The organism is Microbacterium sp. No. 7 (assembly GCF_001314225.1).
Taxonomy (GTDB): domain Bacteria; phylum Actinomycetota; class Actinomycetes; order Actinomycetales; family Microbacteriaceae; genus Microbacterium.
In genome coordinates, this window is record NZ_CP012697.1 from 550,111 (window position 1) to 569,364 (window position 19,254).

The window sequence follows — 19,254 nt, forward strand, 5'->3', positions numbered from 1 at the left end:
GCGCACGTGCGTCAGGACTCGTCGCCGAGGGGGTCGAAGTGCCGGCGCGCGAGCGCGCCCATCGCGGGGGCGCGCACCTGCGTCTCGCGATCGACGAGCTCGCCGAGGGCCGCGATGAGGCGCCGCGTCTCGCCGGGGTCGCCGAGGCCGCCCGCGCGGATCCTCGCGGCGAGCTCCGCGCGTCCCGCTGCGGCGGAGTCGACCGGACGCCCCATGAGCGACGCGAGGGTCTCGGCGTCCCGGCGGTCGACGGTCGGCGCGAGGCGGTGCGACTCGCGCAGGAACTTCACGATGCGCGCGAGGCTCTTCGACCGCTGGACGACGAACCGGTCGGTGCTGTGCGGCACGATGATCTCGCCGATCTGCGCGATCGCCGCGTCGTACCACCAGTCGAGGTCGGTCTCGGCGGCGGGCAGCGGCTCGCCCGGCGCGAGCGGCACGCCCTCGCACGTCGCGAGCGCCTCGACGAACAGCCGGCGGTGCAGCGTCGAGTAGATGATCGCGTTGCCGACCTCGCTGAGCGGCGAGACGGTGCCGATCTTGTGGTGGTTGATGATCACGATCCGCAGCTCGGAGAACACGCGGTAGTAGCGGATGCGGTCGCGGTCGACGGGCCGGCCGGCCGCGCGCTCGTAGTCGCGCAGCCGCGCGGCGAAGTCGGTGAACGGCTCCTGCACGGCGCGGGTCGAGACCCATGCCAGGTCGTCGTGCGGGTCGCCGAAATGCGCGAGCTCCCAGTCGAGCACGGCCGTGACGCCCTCCGGCGTGTAGAGGAAGTTGCCCGGCCCCGTGTCGCCCTGCACGAGCACGACGGGGCCGTCGGCGTCGGGGACCCGCGCGCGGAGCCACGCGAGCCCGAGCTCGACGAGCGGGTCGGCGGGCGCGGGGCCGCTGCGGTAGAAGGCCTCCCAGCGGTCGAGCTCCTGGCCGACGAGCGCGCGCAGGCCGGCCGACGGATCGCCCTGGGGGAGCGGGATCGTCGTCGCGTCGATCGCGTGGAGGCCCGCGAGGATACGCATGAAGTCGGCGGCGACGCGCTCGCGGGCGTCGGGGTCGCGCAGCTGCGAGAACCAGGTCGCGCCGCCGACGCGCGTCGAGATCACGGCCTGCTGCTCGGGGTGCACCGCGACGATCCTCGGCACGGGGACGGCGGAGCCGGCGAGCGCGCGGTAGACCTGCGCCTCGTCGTGCAGCGTGAACGGGTCGTCGGTCTCGGACGGGTCGATGGGCGTGCGGCGCAGGAAGAGCTCGTCGACCTCGCCGTCGGGCCGCCGCACGTCGATGAACCACGCCTCGTGCCGCGCGCCCCCGGGCACGCGGTCGAGCCGCGTGAGCGTGCCGCGGGCCTCCCGCTCGATCCAGGCCACGAGGCCGGGATCGAGCGGGAGCCCCGCGTCGTCGTTGCCGGTCGTCGTCATCGTCGTCACACCATGATCGATCCGCCGTTGACCCGCACGACCTGGCCGGAGACGAACGATCCGGCCGCCGAGGCGAGGTGCAGCGCGGTCAGGGCGATGTCGCGCGTGCTGCCGACCGTCTTCAGGGGCGACGCGGCGGCCTTCTCGGCGATGTAGGCGGCGCGCCTGTCCTCGTCGATCGTGCCGTCGGGGTTCGTCCAGTGCTGCGCGTTGATGCCCGTCTCGACCCAGCCGGGGGCGATCGCGTTGACGCGGATGCCCTGCGGCGCGAGCTCGAGCGCGAAGGCGCGGGTCAGCTGCACGACGGCGCCCTTCGACATCGCGTAGGTGATGCGGCGGGTGCTCGGGCGGTCGATGATCGCCGACGCGAGGTTGATGATGCGGCCGCCGTCGCCCATGCGCCGCGCGGCCGACTGGCACGCATAGAAGGTGCCGTTGAGGTTGACGGCCATGACGCGGTCGAGCTCGTCGGGCGTCACGTCGAGGGTGTCGCGCATCACGAGGATGCCGGCGGCGTTGACGATGATGTCGAGCCGGCCGTGCGTCGCGACGACGTCGGCGACGGCGGCGTCGACCGCCGCGGCGTCGGTCACGTCGAGCGTGCGGGTCTCGACGGCGTGGCCCGCCGCGGCGGCGCGGTCGGCGGTGGCCCGGAGACCGGCCTCGCTGACGTCGGTGGCCACGACGTGCGCGCCCGCGGCGGCGAGGACGAGGGCGGTCTCCTGGCCGATGCCGCTGCCACCGCCGGTGACGATGGCGACGCGTCCGGGGACGAGCAGGGAGTCGATGAGTTCGGACATCAGGGTTTCCTTTCGGGGGAGAGCCGTGCGCGACGGTCGAGGTAGCTCTGGCGCACGGCGTTGCGGCGGATCTTCTGCAGACCGCCCTTGGGCAGTTCCGCGACGACGTCGATGTCGGCGGGGATCTTCTGTCGCGCGACGCCGTGCTCGGCGAGGAAGCGCCGGATGCCGTCGGGCGAGGCGTCCGCGCCGTCGCGGAGCACGACCGACGCGCACACGACCTCGCCGAGCGTGTCGTGCGGGATGCCGAACGCGGCGACCTCGGCGACACCGGGATGCCGGGAGACCTCGCGCTCGACCTCGGCGACCGAGATGTTCTCGCCACCGCGGATGATGATGTTCTTCTTGCGGTCGACGACGGTGAGGCGGTCGTCGACGTCGAGGACGCCGAGGTCGCCCGTGCGCAGCCAGCCGTCGGCGGTGAACGCCTCCTCGCGCGGGCGGTTCGTGTACCGCACGCACTGCTCGCCGCCGCGCAGCAGGATCTCGCCGACCTCTCCCGGCGCCGCGTCGCGGCCCGCGTCGTCGACGACGCGGACCCGCGACCACGCGTTCGCGCGACCCTCCGAGCTCTCGCGGACCTCCAGCGGGTCGTCGAAGCGGCCGATCGTCGCGGTCGGATGCTCGCTCAGCCCGTAGGCGCGCACGGCGACCACACCGGCGCGGTCGGCGCGCCGGATGAGCGCGGGGGGCACGGGGCCGCCGCCGAGCACGACGCGGGCGAGCCTGCTCAGGTCGGCGCCGCGCTGCTCGGCGAGGTCGAGCACGGTCGCGAGGTGGTGGGTCGTGCAGGGCAGCACCGAGATGTCCTCCGAGACGAGACACTGCAGCGCGAGCTCCGCGTCCCACCAGTCGAGCACGCACGTGCCGACGCCGTGCCGCAGCGCCCGCACGAGGTACATGAAGCCGCCGATGTGGCCCGCTCCGGTCGCCTGCAGGATCTGGACGGACGCGGGGTCGGTCTCGGCGGGCAGGTACTGCCACTCCCGCGCCTCGTGCAGCACCGAGGAGTGCGTGTGCACGACGCCCTTGGGGGCGTCGGAGCTGCCCGAGGTGTAGATGATGAGGCAGTCGTCGCTGGGATCGCACCGCGCGGCCTCGGCCAGCGCGGGTGCCTCGCAAAGGTCGGAGAACGACGTGCCCGCGCCGGGGGCGGCGCCGACGCGCACGACGTGCGGCGGCAGCAGGCCGGGCTCGATCCCCGCGAGCACGTCGTCGAAGTCGACGCCGCGCCAGCGCGTGCCGGTCACGAGCACGCGTGGCCGCGCGTCGGACAGCATGGCCGCGAGCTCCGCGGCGCCGAACAGCGGCACGACGGGCACGTACACGGCTCCGAGCAGGGCGCAGGCGATCTGCACGCTCGCCTGCTCGGGGGTGCTCGGCAGCTGCACGGCGACGCGGTCCCCGCGGGCGACCCCGCGTGCCGCGAGGCCGCCCGCGACGCGTCGCGATCGCTCGATCAGCTCGCCGAGCGTGAGGCGGCGGCGCCCGTCGCGGCTGACGAAGACGAGGGGCACGCCGGCCGCCGCCGCGGCGGCGCGGGTCACGACCTCGGCGAGGGTCGGCTGGTCGGCGGCGCTCATCGGTACTGGTACATCCGCCCGGCGCCGCCGTCGACCACGAGGGTCTGCCCGGTCACCCACGAGGAGAGGTCGCTGACGAAGTACAGGAGCGCCGACGCGATGTCGTCGGTCTCGCCGATGCGTCCCGCGGGCACCTCGCGCGACCGCTGCCAGTAGCCGTCGTCGTCCTGGTGTCGCGCGACCATGCGTTCGGTGCGGGTCTGCCCGGGGGCGACCGAGTTGACGCGGATGCGCGGGCCGAGCTCGACGGCCGCGGAGCCGACGAGGTTGATGAGCCCGGCCTTCATCGCCCCGTATGCGGCGTGCAGCGGCGCCGATCGGAGGCCCGAGATCGACGACACGAAGGCGACGGAGGCGCCGGCCTCGTCGACGTAGGCGGGCAGCTCGGCCAGCAGCAGGTAGGCGTGCTGCAGGTTGAACCGGGCCATGTCCTGGAAGACCGCCGCGCCGGTCTCGGTGAGGGGCGCGTGGTGCGCGATCCCGATGATGTCGGCGACGCCGCGCAGGGGGCCGAGCCGGTCGGTCGCGGTGCGCAGGATCTGCACGATCCCCTCGTGCGTCGTGGCGTCGGCGCTGATCGGCACGCCACCGATCTCGGCGGCGATGGCCTCGGCGCGAGCGATGTCGCGATCGACGCACGACACGTGCGCGCCCAGGTCGGCCATCGCGAACGCCGTCTGCCGGCCGATGCCGGCGCCGGCGCCGAGCACGAGCACGTGGCGCCCGTCGAGCCGGATGCGGCCCGCGTAGTCGAGGGCGTTCTGCTCGACGTAGGTCTTCTCAGGATAGTCGGTCATCGGGATTCCTCCGCGGGGGGATCGGGGAACCGCGGCATGATCTCCTCCGAGATCCACGCCAGGCGGTCGAGATAGTGGGAGAAGTCGCGTACGGCGGGGATCGTGGGGGCGACCTCGGTCACGCCGAGCCCCGCGAGCCAGCCGATGATGTCGCCGAACTCGTCGGCGTCCCACGTGTCGAAGTCAAGGCCCGTCGGCTTGGGCCGGTGCCCGTCGGCGATCTTCAGCGTCGACATCGACAGGAAGACGTCGACCGGCCGGCCGTGGTACTGCGGATGCGAGCGGATCTCGTCGAGGCGTCGCGGGATCTGCTCGGGCGGGGTCTGGAACGGCGACCACGTCGTCCCCCATCGTGCCATGCGGCGCACGGTGGCGTCGGTGTCCCCCGCGAAGCCGAGGGGCACGTGCGGCCGCTGCACGGGCTTCGGCTCGCTCGTGACGCCGTCGAACCGCACCGAGGCGCCCGCGAAGCCGGCGACCGGTCGCGTCCAGATCTCGATCATCGCCTCGACATGCTCGTCGGTGAGGCGGCCCCGGCGGTGGAAGTCGACGCCGAGGGCGTCGAACTCGTCCTCGAGCCAGCCGACGCCGATCAGGCAGTCGGCGCGTCCGCCGCTGAGCCAGTCGAGCACGGCCCACTGCTTGGCCTGCACGATGGGGTGCTGCAGGGCGAGGAGCGTCACGTTCGACCCGATCCGGATGCGCGAGGTCGCGCCCGCGAGGAAGCCGAGCGCGGTCGTCGCGTGCATGTAGTGGCTGCCGGACGCCTCGACGTGCGATGCCGGGATCGTCAGGTGCTCGCCCACGGTGATCCTGTGGAACCCGAGCGCCTCCGCCTGACGCGCGGCCACCACGATCTGGTCGGGGCCGACGCCGAGCTCCCACGGCTGCGCGAGGGCGCGGACGCGGGTGTTGTTGGGCATGGTCAGCGAGAATCTCACGGGCGTCCCGTCACTCCTCTCGCGGCGGGCGGGTCGCGAAGAGCGCCGTCTGCCCGAACAGCTCCGCGGCGAATCCCGCGCGCACGCTCCCCGACTCGCTCGTCTCGGCCGTCTGCTTGATCATCGCGAGGGCCTCGGGACGGCCGTGGGCGATGCGCTCGCACAGGGCGAGGGTGCGGTCGTCGAGCTCCGCGGGCTCGACGAGGATGTCGACGAGCCCCCAGTCGAGGGCCTGAGCGGCGGTGATGCGGTCGCCCGTCATCGCGAGGTACTTCGCGCGCGATGAGCCGGCGAGCTTGGTCGTGAGCGTGACGCCGCCGGTGTCGGGCATGATGCCGTGGCGGATCTCGGGGAGGGCCATCACGGCGGTGCTGTCGGCGACGCGGATGTCGGCGGTGAGGGCGGTCTCGAACGCGCCGCCGAGGACGTAGCCCTTGAGCGCCGCGACGATCGGCTTGGGGCTCTCCAGGCGCGTGAGCGCGCGCTGCTGCGCGCGGCGCACGAACGCGAAGTCGGAGTCGCCCGGGTCCCGCCGGCCGAGCTCGCTCGTGTCGCGACCCGACGAGAACGACCGGCCCTCGCCGCGCAGCAGGACGACCCGGACCTCGTCGTCGCCGAGGGCGGTGAGGAACAGCTCCCACCAGCGGCGCACGAGCGCGTTGTTCGTGGCGTTGTGCTTCTCGGGGCGGTTGAACGAGAGGATCGCGACGCCGTTGCGGCGGTCGAGGAGGGCGAGGTCGTCGTCGGTCATCCCTCGCCCGCCTTCATCTGCGCGATCTGCTCGTCGACGCTGACGAACTCGGGCATCCGCAGGCCGCGGCGCAGCCAGTTGCCGCCGTCGACGACGAGCGTGTGCCCCGTGACGTAGCGCAGGTAGGGGCTGCACAGCAGCGCGGCGGCCCAGCCGAGCTCGCGCACCTCGCCGGTGCGGCCCGCGGGGATGCGCCCGCCCTCCGCGGCGTACCCGTCGGGTCGGGCGCTGCGCATGGCGGAGACGTGGTCGGAGTGCGGGAACAGGCCGGGTGCGATCGCGTTGACCTGGATGCCCCACGGCGCCCATTCGACGGCGAGGGACTGCGTGAGGTTGACGACGCCGGCCTTCGCGGCGGCCGAGGCCGCCGTGCCGGGGCCGCCGGTCCAGGCGTAGGTGGCCGCGATGCTCACGATCGAGCCGTCCTGCTCCCTGTCGATGAGGCGCCGCGCGAACTCGCGCGAGCAGAAGTACGTGCCGTCGAGCACGATCGACGTCACGGCGCGCCAGCCGCCGGGCGAGAGCTCGCGGGCCAGCGCCGGGAAGTTGCCGGCGGCGTTGTTCACGAGCACCGAGACGGTGCCGAGCTCGGCCTCGACGGCGTCGAAGGCCGCGGCGATCGCATCGGGCTCGCGCACGTCGACCTCGATCCCGAGGGCGCGCCCGCCCGCCTCCTCGACGGCGCGCACGCCGGCCGCGCGGTGGCCGGGGTCGCGGCCGGCGACCGCGACGGCGGCGCCCAGGCGGCCGAACTCGGTGGCGATCGCCTTGCCGATCCCCGTTCCGCCGCCCGTGACGAGCACCGTCCTCCCGTCGAAGGAGCCCGGTGGCAGAGGGGTGGCGCCCAGGGGCGGGGGAGCGGCGAGCCCGGTCATGATCGTCCTCGTTCCATCCGTGGCACAATATGTAACTAATATAGCCATATCGCCACATCGAATCGCGTGGCGGAACGAGGACGGTGAGGAGGCAGCGGTGTCTGAGAACGGTGACGACGAGAGCGCGGTGGCGCGGATCGAGCAGGATCTCGGGAAGCTCTACGCGCTTGACCCCGGGCTGCTCGCCGACCCCTATCCGCTGTACCGGCGGATGCGCGAGCACGCTCCCGTGCTGCGCGTGGGGCCCATGGTGTCGGTCTCGCGCTACGACGACATCAAGAACGTGCTCCGCGACACCGAGACCTTCACCTCGCAGCGTGCGCAGGGCTCGCAGGTCGAGGCTCGGCTCGCCACGCTGCAGGGCGAGCAGATCCCGAAGTACCGGCGCATCCTCGAGCACGACTCGCGCCAGCTGCCGCTCATGGACGACCCCGCGCACGCACGGCTGCGCCGGTTCGTGGCGGAGACGTTCTCGGCCAAGCGCATCGCCGAGCTGCGCGAGACGATCTTCGACTTCGCGTACGAGCTGCTCGACGAGATCGACGCACGCGGCGACGACGAGTTCGACCTCATCGGCGACTACTCGTTCTATGTGCCGTTCCGCGCGATCTGCCACATCCTCAACGTGCCCCGCGAGGATGCCCCGCGGCTGCGCGCGTGGGGGGCGACGATCACGCAGGGCATCAGCTCGGCGTACGCCAACACCGACGAGGCCTACGACGCGCTCGTCTCGTTCTCGGAGTACGTGCAGCAGCTGATCGACCACGCCCGCGCGCACCCGGGCGGCACCGACCTCATCTCGGAGCTTGTGAACGCGCAGGACGACGACGGCGTCTACCTGACCGACACCGAGCTCGTGGCGATCTTCGTCCAGATGCTCGTGAGCGGCAACACGAACACGCTCATCGCCAACGCCCTCGTCGCCCTGGAGGAGTATCCCGAGCAGCGCCAGGCGCTGCTCGAGGACCCGACGCTCATCCGTCCCGCCATCGAGGAGTTCATCCGCTACCGCTCCTCGATCCAGGCGATCCACCGCGTCGCGACGACCGACACCGAGATCGCCGGCTTCCCCGTGCGCGAGAACGAGACGGTGCGCCTGCTGCTCGCCTCGGGCAACCACGACTCGGACAAGTTCGAGAACGGCGAGGTCATGGACATCCGCCGCAAGAACGCGCGCCAGCACATCGGCATCGGGTTCGGCGTGCACACGTGCCTCGGTCAGTGGCTCTTCCGGCTCGACGCCGAGGCGGCGCTCGCCGCGCTCTTCGAGCGGCACCCTGACGTCCGCATCTCGGGCGAGGTCGTCAACCGCGCCACGTTCGTGCAATGGGGCCCCGAGCGGCTCCTCGTCTCGACGAGGTGAGCGGCCGGGAGATGAGTGGTCGTCGAGCGAACGAGGGAGCCGAACAGTGCCACGCGTGACATACATCCAGCCCGACGGCGCGTCGTCGGAGGTCGAGGCCTCCCGCGGGGACAGCGTGATGTCCGCGGCGATCGCCGCCGGCGTCCCGGGCATCGTCGCCGACTGCCGCGGCGGCCTCACGTGCGCGACGTGCCACGTCTTCGTCGACGAGGAGTGGCTCGAGCGCGTAGGCGAGAAGGAGCCCGAGGAGGAGGAGATGCTCGAGCTCACGGCCGTGCCGGCCACGGAGTGCAGCCGCCTCTCGTGCCAGATCGTGCTCGTCGACGAGCTCGACGGGCTCGTGGTCACGGTGCCGGAGGAGCAGGAATGAGCGAGCGACACGCCGACGTGCTGATCGTCGGGGCCGGCCAGGCGGGCCTGGAGTGCGCCGCGGCGCTGCGGATGGCGAAGTTCGCCGGCACCATCGAGATCGTGGGCCGCGAGCGGCACCTGCCCTACTCGCGCCCGCCCCTGTCGAAGGACTACCTGCTGGGCAAGAGCACCGAGGAGAACCTGCTGCTGCGCCCGCCTGCGTTCTTCGAGAGCAACGGCATCGCGCTCGAGCTCGGCCGCGAGATCGTCTCGATCGACCCCGGGGCGCACGAGGCCGTGCTCGACGACGGCTCGGTGCGGCGATACGGCTCGCTCGTGCTCGCGACCGGCGGCCGCCCGCGGCGGCTCGGCCGAGACGACGTCGACGCCGCCCCGAACGTCCACTACATCCGCACGATCGCCGACATCGACCGGCTGCGTCCCGACATCCGCGGCGACGCGCGCATGGTCGTCATCGGCGGGGGCTACATCGGCCTCGAGACGGCGTCGGTCGCGCGTCGCAGCGGCATGCACGTGACCATCGTGGAGATGGCGCCACGTCTGCTCGCGCGCGTCGCCGGCCCCGAGCTGTCGGACTTCTTCCTGCGGCTGCACCGCGCGGAGGGCGTGGAGGTGCGGCTCGACACGCGCATCGACGACGTCGAGCTCGACGGCGACGGCCGCGTCGTAGCCGTGCACGTCGAGGGCGGCGGGCGCATCGACGCCGACGTGCTCGTCGTCGGCATCGGCCTCGTGCCCGAGACCGAGATCGCCGAGACGGCCGGCCTGCGCGTCGACAACGGCGTCGTCGTCGACGCGCTCTGCCGCACGTCGGCCGCCGACGTCTTCGCGATCGGCGACATCTCCCGCCAGCCCGACCCGCAGTCCGACGGCACGCGACGGCTCGAGTCGGTGCCCAACGCCGCCGAGCAGGCACGCACCGTCGCCGGCGTCATCGTCGGCAGCCCCAGGCCGAACGACGCGATCCCGTGGTTCTGGTCGGACCAGTACGAACACAAGCTGCAGTCGGTCGGCCTGTGGACGCACCATGACCGCGTCGTCGTGCGCGGCGGCGGACCCGGCGACGAGCACATCACGGTGCTCTACCTGCAGGGCGATCGCCTGTGCGCCGCCGACGTCGTCGGCAGCCCCCGCGACTTCGTCGCGGCCAAGCGTCTCGTCGCCGCACGGCAGGCGGTCGACGAGGACCTGCTGCGGGATCCCGCCGTGGCCATCAAAGACGCGATCGTGGAGAGCCCCGAGAGCGCGCAACCGAGGAGAGCATGACGATGACGTCCGCATTCGAACGAGGAAAGCAGCTGCACGCCGAGATGGTCCGCACCCCTCAGACGCCCGACCCGGAGGCGTTCGGCAGCGAGATCCAGGCGCTGAGCTGGGAGAACGTGTTCGGCAACCTGTGGACGCGACCCGGGCTCAGCCGGCGCGACCGCAGCCTCGTCACGCTTGCCGTCCTCGCGACCCTGCGCGCGACCGACGAGTTCGGCCTGCACGTCCAGATCGCCCGGCGCAACGGGCTCTCGGTGCAGGAGCTCGAGGAGGTCGTCTACCACCTCTCCGGCTACGCGGGCTTCCCGGCGGCGGCCACGGCCCGCCGCGTCGCGCGCGAGGCGCTCGCCGAGTTCGACGAGAGCGAGCTCTCGTGACGGCGGCCCGCGGCGCGACCGCGATCGTCACGGGCGGCGCGAGCGGCATCGGCCTGGGCACGGCGCGCGCCCTCGCGCGGCGCGGCGCGAACGTCGTCGTGGCCGACATCGACGGCGCCGCCGTCGACGCCGCCGTCGCCGAGCTCGTGCAGGCCGGCCACCGTGCGATCGGCGTGACGGCCGACGTCTCGGACGAGGGCGCGTTCGAGGCGCTGCGCGACCGCGCGATCGACGCGTACGGCGCCGTCGACGTCGTCATGAACAACGTCGGCGTGCTCACCCGTGGCCTCCCCGAGCACCTGCCCGAGGAGGAGTGGCGGCGCATCCTCGACATCAACCTGTTCTCGGTCGTGCGCAGCAATCTCGTGTTCATCCCCTACTTCCAGGAGCGCGGCCGCGGACACATCGTGAACACGGCCTCGTTCGCGGGCCTGTACACGTATTCGTACGACCGGCTGCCCTACGCGGCGTCGAAGGCCGCGATCGTGCAGATCTCGGAGGGGCTGGCGCTCTACCTGCGACCGCAGGGCATCTCGGTCACCCTCGTGTGCCCCGGACCCGTGCGCACCAACATCGGCGCGTCGCGTCGCGAGTTCGGCCCGCCGACCGTGACGCGCGGGCCCGGACCGGAGTTCGTCGCGCGCGACGCCGACGACGTCGGCGGACAGGTCGCCGACGCGATCGAGGCTGACACGTTCATGGTCTACACCGACGAGCTCGTGGTGCCGCGCCTCGTGGGCCGCGCCTCCGACTGGAACGCCCACCTCGCACGCATGGAGCAGACGATCGCGGAGCAGGCGTCGTGAGCCGTGTCCCCGCCTTCGGGCTGCACATCCAGCGCGGCAGCGCTCCCGGCTTCGAGTACCCGATCGCGCAGGTGCGCGGCGCCCGCGAGTCGGGGCTCGACTCGGTGTGGGTCGCCGACCATCTCAACGGGTACCCGACGTCGGCGCCCGTGTTCGAGCCCTTCACGCTGATGGGATATCTCGCGCGCGAGGCGCCGGGGCTGCGCATCGGCCTGGCGGCGACCGACCCGTACCGCCGTCATCCGGCGCTGCTCGCGCAGGCGTTCTCGACCGTCGCGGCGATGACGGGGGCGCCGCCGATCCTCGTGTTCGGGTCGGGGGAGGCGCAGAACCTCACGACGTTCGGCTGGCGGATCGAGCGACCGCTGCGGCGCGTCACCGAGTCGACCGAGGCCATCCGCGCGCTCTGGGCGTCGAGCCCCGACACCCCCGTCACCTACCGGTCGGAGCGGTTCGACATCGAGGACGCCTTTCTGCAGCTCGCGCCCGACGTGCCGCTGCCCGCGATCCACTACGCCGCGAACGGCCCCCTCATGCGCAAGCGCATCGGCCGCGAGGCCGACGGGTGGGTGCCCATGATGCTCACTCCCGAGCTGCTGGCCGAAGACCTCGCCGACATCCACGCCAATGCCGTCGAGGCGGGGCGCCGCCCGGAGGACATCGAGGTCGTCTACCACACGAGCTTCGCGCTGACCGACGACATCGCCTCGGGCCTGGAGACCGTGAAGGTCGGCTCGCAGCGTACGCTGCTCGCCTATCCGTCGATGGCGCGCCGACTCGGCGCGGAGATCGACGAGACGTACCGCTACCGCGATCTGGTGATCACGAAGGAGACCGAGGCCGACGTCAATCGCGCGGCCGCCGGCATCCCCGACAGCGCGTTCGAGCGCACGGGCGTCTACGGCTCGGCCGACGACTGCATCCGGCAGATCGACGAGTACGTCGCAGCGGGCGTCGACCACTTCGTGTTCCGGCTCGCGACGCCCCTCGACGAGGCCGTCGCGTTCTTCCGCGACCGGCTCGTGCCGCATGTGCGGTCGACGTACGGGGCCTGATCCGCGTCGGCGCTCGCCGTGCGATCACTCCACGGCGCGCGCCGCCAGCCGCGGTGCGAGCAGGCGGACGGCCAGGGCCGCCGCGAGCAGGATCGCGCCGATGACGGCGCCGGCCGCCGAGGCGCTCCAGGCGCTCGCGACGCCCGCCTCGAGAGCGGCGAAGAGCACGCGGCCCCCGAGGAAGCCCATGAGCCAGAACGACGTGACCCGGCCCAGCACCTCGGGTGCGACGCTCGTCTGCACGATCGACAGTGCCCGGTTGGACCCCGCGAGGAAGGCGCCGCCGCACACCAGCGCGCCCAGCAGTGAGAGCCAGAGGCTCGGTGCCGTGGCGAAGAGGATCGTGCCGGCGGCCTGCGCCGCCATGAGCCACACCAGGCGGCGACGGTAGCGCTGCAGCAACGGGATGAGGAAGAACGCGGTGCCGACCGCGCCGATGCCGAACGCCGTCGCGAACCAGCCCACGGCCTCGGTCGTGCCGACGAGGCGCATCGAGATCGCGGGGCTGAGCGTCATGATGACGTCGGTCGATCCGCTGATGACGGTGCCCGAGAGGATGAGCAGCACGACGACGGGGGCCTTGCGCATCGCCGTGAAGGCGTCGCGCACGCGCGGCCGGCCCGGAGGGCGCGGCTGCGGGCCGGGCCGCACGAACTGCAGGGCGGTGGCGTAGAACAGGTACGACACGGCGTTGAACGCGAACGCCAGCGGAACGCCGCCGAGGAGGATCAGCCCGCTCGCGACGACGGGGCCGATCGCGCGCGCCAGGTTGAACTGGGTGGAGTTGAGCGACAGCGCGATCTCGCGCTCCTTCGGCTCCGTGATGAGCGGCACGATCGTCAGCTGCGCGGGGGAGTGGAACGCCTGGCACACGCCGAGCAGCCCGATCGCGAGCAGCACGAGCGGCACCGTGGCGCTGCCTGTGAAGGTGATCACGGCGAGGAAGCCGCTTGCGAGCGTCGCGGCGATCTGGGCGACCGTGAGCACCGCGCGCCGGTCGAACCGGTCGACGACGGCGCCCGCGACGGGCGCGAGCACGAAGGGCGCGAAGAACTGCGAAACGGTGACCATGCCGACCAGGAAGGTCGATGCGGTGAGCTCGTACATGAGCAGGACGGCCGCGATGTTCTGACACCACGTGCCGATGTTCGACAGGCCCGATCCCAGGAAGAAGACGCCGAAGCGGTGGGGGTTGGTGAGGACCTGCCACACGAGCGGCCGGCGCCGCCCGCGCCGCTCACCCATCTTCGAGAAGCTTCAGCAGCTCCGCCTTCCGCAGCTTGCCGGTGCCGGTGCGCGGGAGCGCGTCGACGAAGCGCAGCACCTCGGGGATCTTCTGCTTCGCGGCACCCTGGCCCACGAAGTGGTCGCGCAGATCGTCGAGCGTGAGGCCGTGTCCGTCGTTGAGCACTACGAAGGCGCAGGCGCGTTCGCCGTACCGCTCGTCGGGCACGCCGACGACGCCGACCTCGGCGACCGCCGCGTGCGTCGCGACGATGTCCTCGATCTCGGTGGCCGAGAGGTTCTCCCCGCCGCGGATGATGATGTTCTTCTTGCGGTCGAGGATCGTCAGCCGTCCGTCGACGTAGCGGCCGATGTCGCCGGTGCGATACCAGCCGTCGGCCGTGAACGCCTCCTCACGCGGCACGTTCGTGTAGCCCGCGAACTGCTCGGGGCCGCGGACGACGACCTCGCCGAGGTCGCCGTCGAGCACGTCGCGATCGTCGTCGTCGAGCAGGCGGATGCGATTGTCCCCTGTGAGGTAGCCGTCGGTCGACGCGCGGATCTCGAGGGGGTCGCGCCAGTCGCCGATCGCGACCGTCGGGTGCTCGCTCATGCCGTACGCGCGCACGATGTTGACGCCGTATCGGTCGGCGCGCTCGACGAGCGCGGGGCCGACGGGCGCGCCGCCGGTCATCATCATCGCGAGCGACGACAGGTCGACGCTCGCGTCCCGATCGGCCGTGTCGAACATCGACACGGAGTGGAAGGGCGTCGTGACCATCGCGGTCACGCGCTCCTCGGTGACCAGCCGGCACGCGAGCGCGGCGTTCCAGCCGTCCATCACGATCGTCTTCATGCGGTAGCGGATCGCACGCCACGGGAACATGTACCCGCCGATGTGACCCGCTGCGGACCCCTGCAGGTAGACGTCGCGATCGCTGTCGCCGTGCGCGCGGTAGTCGAAGTCGAGCACCTCGGCGAAGATGCTGCCGACGGTGTGCACGACGCCCTTGGGCATGCCCGTCGACCCCGAGGTGTAGATGATGAGGCACGGCCGGGCGGGGTCGAGCGCGGGCAGGTCGGAGACGCGCTCCGCGGTGCCCTCGAGGTCGTCCCAGTCGACGCGGCCCGGGGCGCCCCCGACGACGACGGTCTCGGGGAGCAGGCCCGCGGGCAGGCTGTCCAGCCCGGCGAGGTAGTCGAACTTTCCCCAGCCCCGCTCGGTGACGAACAGCGCGGGCCGCGCGTCCTGCAGCACGGCGGCGACGTCGCGCGGCCCGAAGACGGGGACGATCGGCGCGAGCGTCGCGCCGAGGATGACGGCCGCGAGCTGCAGCACGGTGGCCTCGGGGCGGTTGGAGAGCTGCGCGGAGATCACGTCGCCCTCGCGGATGCCGCGGGCGCGCAGTCCGGCGGCGACGTGCTCGGCGCGGGACAGCAGCTGCCCGACCGTGAGATCCGTGCGCGCGTCGGGCGTGCGGTACTCGATCACGGTCTGCCCGGCATCGCCGGCGGCGGTGCGGAGAAGGTCGTACAGGCTGGTCGCCGCGAGTGCCTCGGGCACGGTCGAGGTCTCGTCGATGGTCGTGTTCGTCTCGGCCACTTCGCCGGGGTTCCCTTCTGATGTCGTCAGAACGGGCCGTGCGCGCCGGGCGGCACGTGCACCTTCAGTAGTAATATTATTATACTGACAAGTATGTGTGATGCATCACCGTCGATGGATGACCGGCTCCCGCGCCGCCGTGGGCCCGCGCTGGCGTTGCGCTTCGACCTGCGGGCGCCCGCCTTCGGCACGCCGCCGGCCGAGCTCTACGAGGCCGCGCTGGTGCTCTCCGAGTTGGCCGACGGGGCCGGCTTCGAGCGGATCACCGTCTCGGAGCACCACCACGCCGACGACGGCTACCTGCCCGCCGTCACGGTGATGGCCGGAGCCATCGCGGCGCGCACGCGGCGCGCACGCATCCGGTTCTCCGCGCTCATCCTGCCCCTGCACGATCCCCTGCGCGTCGCCGAGGACCTCGCGGTGCTCGACGTCATCAGTGCGGGGCGTGCGGAGGCGACCGTCGCCGCGGGCTACCGCGCGGTCGAGTTCGAGATGCTCGGCGTGCCGTTCGCGGGCCGCGGAACGCGACTCGCGTCGTCGATCGGCGTCCTGCGCACGGCATGGCGGGGGGAGCCCTTCGAGGTCGAGGGGCGTCCCGCGCTCGTGCGCCCGGTCCCTGTGCAGCCGGGCGGGCCTCCGCTCATCATGGGCGGCAGCACGCCGCTCGCCGCCCGCCGCGCCGCGCGCATCGCCGACGGCTTCGACCCGTCGACGCCCGCCGTGCTGGACGAGTACGTCGCCGAGTGCGAGCGGCTCGGGAAGGCGCCCGGCGACCATCGGCGCCGCGTCGGCCCGTTCTCGCTGCACGTGTCGCTCGACCCGGAGCGGACCAGGGCCCTGCTCGAGCCGCACGTGCGGCACGAGCAGAACGCCTACCGGCAATGGGATGCGGACGTCACCATCATCGCCGGTGAGCAGGAGGAGACCGACGTGTGGTCGGCCGGGACACACGTCGTCGTGACGCCGGAGCAGGCCGTCGACGCCCTCGATGCGCTCGACGGGTCAGGCGTCTTCACTCTGCATCCGCTCGTCGCCGGCGTCGACCCCGAGGTGGCCTTCGAGAGCATGACGCTGCTGCGGGATCGCGTGCTGCCGAGCCTCTCCGCGCGGCGCGCCTGATCCCGGATGCCGGATCGCGACGCCGCCGCGCGAGGGGGTCTCGTCGTCAGCTCGGGTACTGGTAGTTGCGCCCGGCGCCGCCGTCGACGACGAGCGTCTGGCCCGTGACCCAGCTCGACAGGTCGGACAGGAAGAACAGCAGGGCCGAGGCGATGTCGCAGGGGCGCCCGACGCGTCCCAGGGGGTGCAGGCGGGCACGCTCCTCGTAGTAGCCGGGCTCGGCGTGGCGCACGGCCTGGCGCGGGGTCACGGTCTGCCCCGGCGCGACGACGTTCACGCGGATGTCGGGCCCGAGCTCGACCGCCGCGGTGCCGATCAGGTTCATCAGGCCCGCCTTCGCGGCCCCGTACGCGGCGTGATGGGGGGCGGAGCGGAAGCCCGAGACCGAGCCGACGAACGCCATCGAGCCGCCCTCGGTCATCGCCCGCGAGCAGAGCTGGAGCGCGAGGAAGGCGTGACGCAGGTTGAGGTCGAGCGTGCGGTACCAGTTGTCGTCGTCGATCGCGTCGATCGATCCCCACTGGGCGAGGCCGATGATGTCGGCGACCCCGTGGACGGGGCCGTGCGCCGCGACGGCGTCGTCGACGATGCGCTGCATGTCGTCGCGCACGGTCGCATCGCCCGACAGGGCGATGCCGCCGACCTGCGCGGCGACGGCGGCCGCGCGCTCCCGGTCCAGGTCGACGCACGTGACGCGGGCGCCCAGGCTCGCGGCGCCCACGGCCGTCTGCCTGCCGATGCCCTGGCCCGCGCCGAGCACGACGACGTGCCGGCCGTCCATGCGCATCAGGGTGGGGTAGTCGGGCGTCTCCTCGATGTATTCGGCCACAGGCTGAGTCCTTTCTCTCCTCGGGGTTGGACCCCCGGCGCTCTCCAGGGTAGCCTGTTATAGTTCACCTATTTAGATGTATTGATCGTCGGGGAGGCATTGCGATGGCACAGGGACTCCTGCGCGGACTGCTCGCGGGCCTGCCGCTCGCCGCGGGCTCCCGCCTTCCGCAGGCCCAGGCCGCGAAGCTCCCCGTCGACACCGTCGGCGCCGCGCGCGTGCCCGCCGGCCTGCACCTCGCCTTCCGCGGCGACGCCGCGGCCGTCCGCCTGCGGATCGCGCAGGGCGCCCCGGCCGACGTGCCCTCGCCGGGGCAGTCCGGCGGCGCGGCGGTCTGGGCGGGCGAGGCGTTCGTCTCGGACGTCGCGCTCGACCGCGACGGCGCAGCCGTGATCGAGCTCCCTCCGCGCCCGGCCGACACGGTCGTGCGCGCGTATCTCCCCGAGGGGCGCGAGATCGTCGGCGCGACGGTCGAGGCCCTCGACGGCGAGATCGCCCCGCCGCCGCCCGTGCCCTCGATCGTCGCCTACGGCGACTCCATCACGCAGGGCTGGACGGTTCCGCGCCCCGGCCTGGGCTGGCCGTCGGTCATGGGGCGCCGGCACGGCTGGGACGTCGTGAACCTCGGCTTCGCGGGCAGTGCCCGCGGCGAGACGCAGGCCGCGATCGCGGTCGCGGACGCCCCCGGCGACGCGGTCGTCGTCGCGTGGGGCACCAACGCCTGGGGATCGGCGCCGACCGACGCCCGCCTCATCGCGGAGACCGCCCGGCTCTTCCTGCGCACGATCCGGGACGCCGCGCCGCAGCTGCCCATCGTGTGCCTGAGCCCTGTGGTGCGGCCCGACGCCGAGGCCGCACCGAACCGGTATGGGGCCACCCTGGCCGACCTTCGCGCGGCGATCGAGCGCGGCGTGCGCGATCTCGCCGACGCGACGGGCGACACGCGCATCGTCCTCGTGCCCGGGGCGGCCGTGATCGACCCGGACGACCTCGTCGACGGCGTCCATCCGGGTCCTGCGGGACACGAGCGGATCGCGGCGGCGGTGGGCGACGTGCTCGCCGGACTGCTCCCGTCGTCGCGGTGAGCGACCGCGAGCGGCACGAGACATGAGGAGTCGATGACGATGAGGATCTTTCTCGGAGCGGGGTTCCAGCCCGCCGAGCACCTGCTCGAGGTGGCGCGCGCCGCGGACGGGCACGGCTTCGACGGGCTCGCGCTGCCCGATCACCTCGCCAGCCCCGCCGTCGTCGACACCGACTACCCCGGCACCGCCGACGGCAGCGTGCCGTGGAAGATCGACGTCACACCGTGGCCCGAGCCGCTCGTCGCGCTGAGCGCGGTCGCGGCGTGCACGCGGCTCGAGCTCATGACGCACGTCTACATCCTGCCGCTGCACCATCCGCTCTTCGTCGCGAAGAGCGTCGGCACGCTCGGCTCGCTCTTCCCCGGCCGGTTCCACTTCGGCGTCGGGGTCGGCTGGATGGCCGAGGAGTTCGCCCTCGTCGGAGAGGAGTTCCGCACGCGCGGGCGCCGCACGGACGAGGCGATCGAGATCCTCCGCACCGTGTGGACCCGGAAGCCCGCGTCATACAATGGTCGTCGCTACGCGTTCGACCCCATCGACATGGCGCCGACGCCGCCCGTGCCGCCCTCGATCCTCGTCGGCGGGCACTCGGACGCCGCCTATGCGCGAGCCGCGCGTCTCGGCGACGGGTACATCGCGATGCCCGCGACCCTTGCGCAGTATCGCGACGAGATCCTTCCGCGGGTGCGCGCGGCGCTCGCCGAGCACGGGCGCTCGCTCGAGGGCTTCCACGTGAACGCGATCCTCTCCGAGCCCGCCGACGTCGCGGCGCTCGCCGAGCTGGCGGCGCTCGGTGTCGCGAGCGTGCAGGTGCACCCCTTCGACCGTCAGGCCGCAATGGAGGCGCCGCTCGACGAGAAGGTCGCCGCGATCGGCGCGTTCGCCCGCGACGTGCTGGAGCCGTTCCGCGCGCAGGTGTGACACGGTGCGAGCATCTTTAGAGTAATATAATTAAACTCAAACTGCTCACTGTTACTTCGATGGAGAAGG

General features: G+C 72.5%; 19 protein-coding genes. 9 read left to right on the forward strand and 10 right to left on the reverse strand.

Going from position 1 to position 19,254, the window contains the following annotated elements; genetic code table 11:
* Positions 1 to 11: 11 nt before the first annotated feature.
* The 7 genes from AOA12_RS02470 to AOA12_RS02500 are packed head-to-tail and all read right to left on the reverse strand — an operon-like array spanning position 12 to position 7,165.
* Positions 12 to 1,418, reverse strand: a complete 1,407-nt coding sequence (locus AOA12_RS02470) for a phosphotransferase family protein (RefSeq protein ID WP_054686754.1) — start codon at positions 1,416 to 1,418, stop codon at positions 12 to 14.
* Between the two features lie 5 nt (positions 1,419 to 1,423).
* Positions 1,424 to 2,218, reverse strand: coding sequence for an SDR family NAD(P)-dependent oxidoreductase (locus AOA12_RS02475; protein WP_054679681.1), 795 nt, complete (start codon positions 2,216 to 2,218; stop codon positions 1,424 to 1,426).
* Positions 2,218 to 3,801 carry a class I adenylate-forming enzyme family protein gene (locus AOA12_RS02480; RefSeq protein WP_054679683.1) on the reverse strand — a complete coding sequence of 528 codons (1,584 nt, stop codon included), beginning with the start codon at positions 3,799 to 3,801 and terminating at the stop codon, positions 2,218 to 2,220. Before AOA12_RS02480 ends, AOA12_RS02475 begins: the two co-directional genes overlap by 1 nt.
* Positions 3,798 to 4,598, reverse strand: a complete 801-nt coding sequence (locus tag AOA12_RS02485; protein WP_054679687.1) for an SDR family NAD(P)-dependent oxidoreductase — start codon at positions 4,596 to 4,598, stop codon at positions 3,798 to 3,800. The genes AOA12_RS02480 and AOA12_RS02485 overlap by 4 nt, the downstream gene beginning before the upstream one ends.
* Entirely contained in the window at positions 4,595 to 5,539 is a 945-nt protein-coding gene (locus tag AOA12_RS02490; protein WP_156366364.1) for a TIGR03619 family F420-dependent LLM class oxidoreductase, read from the reverse strand. Before AOA12_RS02490 ends, AOA12_RS02485 begins: the two co-directional genes overlap by 4 nt.
* Before the next feature lie 10 nt (positions 5,540 to 5,549).
* Positions 5,550 to 6,290, reverse strand: a complete 741-nt coding sequence (locus AOA12_RS02495) for an enoyl-CoA hydratase/isomerase family protein (RefSeq protein ID WP_054679693.1) — start codon at positions 6,288 to 6,290, stop codon at positions 5,550 to 5,552.
* Entirely contained in the window at positions 6,287 to 7,165 is an 879-nt protein-coding gene (locus AOA12_RS02500; protein WP_054679695.1) for an SDR family oxidoreductase, read from the reverse strand. Before AOA12_RS02500 ends, AOA12_RS02495 begins: the two co-directional genes overlap by 4 nt.
* 97 nt (positions 7,166 to 7,262) lie before the next feature.
* On the opposite strand from AOA12_RS02500, the gene AOA12_RS02505 reads away from it, so the two are divergent.
* Genes AOA12_RS02505 through AOA12_RS02530 form a run of 6 tightly spaced genes read left to right on the forward strand, consistent with a single transcriptional unit; the run spans position 7,263 to position 12,404 of the window.
* On the forward strand, positions 7,263 to 8,528 hold the full coding sequence (locus AOA12_RS02505; RefSeq protein WP_054679696.1) for a cytochrome P450: 1,266 nt from the start codon (positions 7,263 to 7,265) through the stop codon (positions 8,526 to 8,528).
* 55 nt (positions 8,529 to 8,583) lie between these two features.
* Positions 8,584 to 8,898: a 2Fe-2S iron-sulfur cluster-binding protein gene (locus tag AOA12_RS02510; RefSeq protein WP_231637162.1), complete on the forward strand. Its 315-nt coding sequence runs from the start codon at positions 8,584 to 8,586 to the stop codon at positions 8,896 to 8,898.
* Positions 8,895 to 10,166 (forward strand): NAD(P)/FAD-dependent oxidoreductase, encoded by a 1,272-nt coding sequence (locus AOA12_RS02515; protein ID WP_054679700.1) that lies wholly within the window; start codon positions 8,895 to 8,897, stop codon positions 10,164 to 10,166. The genes AOA12_RS02510 and AOA12_RS02515 overlap by 4 nt, the downstream gene beginning before the upstream one ends.
* 2 nt (positions 10,167 to 10,168) lie before the next feature.
* Entirely contained in the window at positions 10,169 to 10,543 is a 375-nt protein-coding gene (locus AOA12_RS02520; RefSeq protein WP_054679703.1) for a carboxymuconolactone decarboxylase family protein, read from the forward strand.
* Entirely contained in the window at positions 10,540 to 11,349 is an 810-nt protein-coding gene (locus AOA12_RS02525) for an SDR family NAD(P)-dependent oxidoreductase (protein WP_054679706.1), read from the forward strand. The genes AOA12_RS02520 and AOA12_RS02525 overlap by 4 nt, the downstream gene beginning before the upstream one ends.
* Entirely contained in the window at positions 11,346 to 12,404 is a 1,059-nt protein-coding gene (locus tag AOA12_RS02530; protein WP_054679709.1) for an LLM class flavin-dependent oxidoreductase, read from the forward strand. The genes AOA12_RS02525 and AOA12_RS02530 overlap by 4 nt, the downstream gene beginning before the upstream one ends.
* 24 nt (positions 12,405 to 12,428) lie before the next feature.
* Here AOA12_RS02530 and AOA12_RS02535 read toward each other — a convergent pair whose 3' ends face one another.
* Positions 12,429 to 13,649 carry an MFS transporter gene (locus tag AOA12_RS02535; protein WP_054679712.1) on the reverse strand — a complete coding sequence of 407 codons (1,221 nt, stop codon included), beginning with the start codon at positions 13,647 to 13,649 and terminating at the stop codon, positions 12,429 to 12,431.
* Entirely contained in the window at positions 13,642 to 15,231 is a 1,590-nt protein-coding gene (locus AOA12_RS02540) for an AMP-binding protein (protein WP_082405873.1), read from the reverse strand. The genes AOA12_RS02535 and AOA12_RS02540 overlap by 8 nt, the downstream gene beginning before the upstream one ends.
* 93 nt (positions 15,232 to 15,324) lie before the next feature.
* Between AOA12_RS02540 and AOA12_RS02545 the strand changes: the two genes are divergently transcribed.
* Positions 15,325 to 16,350 carry an LLM class flavin-dependent oxidoreductase gene (locus AOA12_RS02545; protein WP_082405874.1) on the forward strand — a complete coding sequence of 342 codons (1,026 nt, stop codon included), beginning with the start codon at positions 15,325 to 15,327 and terminating at the stop codon, positions 16,348 to 16,350.
* 46 nt (positions 16,351 to 16,396) lie between these two features.
* On the opposite strand, the gene AOA12_RS02550 is transcribed toward AOA12_RS02545, so the two are convergent.
* Positions 16,397 to 17,179: an SDR family NAD(P)-dependent oxidoreductase gene (locus AOA12_RS02550; RefSeq protein ID WP_197281041.1), complete on the reverse strand. Its 783-nt coding sequence runs from the start codon at positions 17,177 to 17,179 to the stop codon at positions 16,397 to 16,399.
* Between the two features lie 104 nt (positions 17,180 to 17,283).
* On the opposite strand from AOA12_RS02550, the gene AOA12_RS02555 reads away from it, so the two are divergent.
* The gene (locus AOA12_RS02555; RefSeq protein ID WP_054679718.1) at positions 17,284 to 18,264 is read left to right on the forward strand and encodes a GDSL-type esterase/lipase family protein; all 981 of its coding nucleotides are present in this window, start codon (positions 17,284 to 17,286) and stop codon (positions 18,262 to 18,264) included.
* A 39-nt stretch (positions 18,265 to 18,303) separates the two neighbouring features.
* The gene (locus AOA12_RS02560; RefSeq protein WP_197281042.1) at positions 18,304 to 19,185 is read left to right on the forward strand and encodes a TIGR03619 family F420-dependent LLM class oxidoreductase; all 882 of its coding nucleotides are present in this window, start codon (positions 18,304 to 18,306) and stop codon (positions 19,183 to 19,185) included.
* Positions 19,186 to 19,254 lie beyond the last annotated feature (69 nt).

What these genes read in the sequence shown, in the direction of transcription:
- AOA12_RS02480 (WP_054679683.1), bottom strand. Translation starts at nt 3,801, where the DNA reads ATGAGCGCCGCCGACCAGCCGACCCTCGCCGAGGTCGTGACCCGCGCC.
- AOA12_RS02500 (WP_054679695.1), bottom strand. Translation starts at nt 7,165, where the DNA reads ATGACCGGGCTCGCCGCTCCCCCGCCCCTGGGCGCCACCCCTCTGCCA.
- AOA12_RS02560 (WP_197281042.1), top strand. Translation starts at nt 18,304, where the DNA reads ATGAGGATCTTTCTCGGAGCGGGGTTCCAGCCCGCCGAGCACCTGCTC.
- AOA12_RS02470 (WP_054686754.1), bottom strand. Translation starts at nt 1,418, where the DNA reads ATGACGACGACCGGCAACGACGACGCGGGGCTCCCGCTCGATCCCGGC.
- AOA12_RS02555 (WP_054679718.1), top strand. Translation starts at nt 17,284, where the DNA reads ATGGCACAGGGACTCCTGCGCGGACTGCTCGCGGGCCTGCCGCTCGCC.
- AOA12_RS02485 (WP_054679687.1), bottom strand. Translation starts at nt 4,598, where the DNA reads ATGACCGACTATCCTGAGAAGACCTACGTCGAGCAGAACGCCCTCGAC.
- AOA12_RS02475 (WP_054679681.1), bottom strand. Translation starts at nt 2,218, where the DNA reads ATGTCCGAACTCATCGACTCCCTGCTCGTCCCCGGACGCGTCGCCATC.
- AOA12_RS02520 (WP_054679703.1), top strand. Translation starts at nt 10,169, where the DNA reads ATGACGTCCGCATTCGAACGAGGAAAGCAGCTGCACGCCGAGATGGTC.
- AOA12_RS02495 (WP_054679693.1), bottom strand. Translation starts at nt 6,290, where the DNA reads ATGACCGACGACGACCTCGCCCTCCTCGACCGCCGCAACGGCGTCGCG.
- AOA12_RS02515 (WP_054679700.1), top strand. Translation starts at nt 8,895, where the DNA reads ATGAGCGAGCGACACGCCGACGTGCTGATCGTCGGGGCCGGCCAGGCG.
- AOA12_RS02545 (WP_082405874.1), top strand. Translation starts at nt 15,325, where the DNA reads ATGTGTGATGCATCACCGTCGATGGATGACCGGCTCCCGCGCCGCCGT.
- AOA12_RS02535 (WP_054679712.1), bottom strand. Translation starts at nt 13,649, where the DNA reads ATGGGTGAGCGGCGCGGGCGGCGCCGGCCGCTCGTGTGGCAGGTCCTC.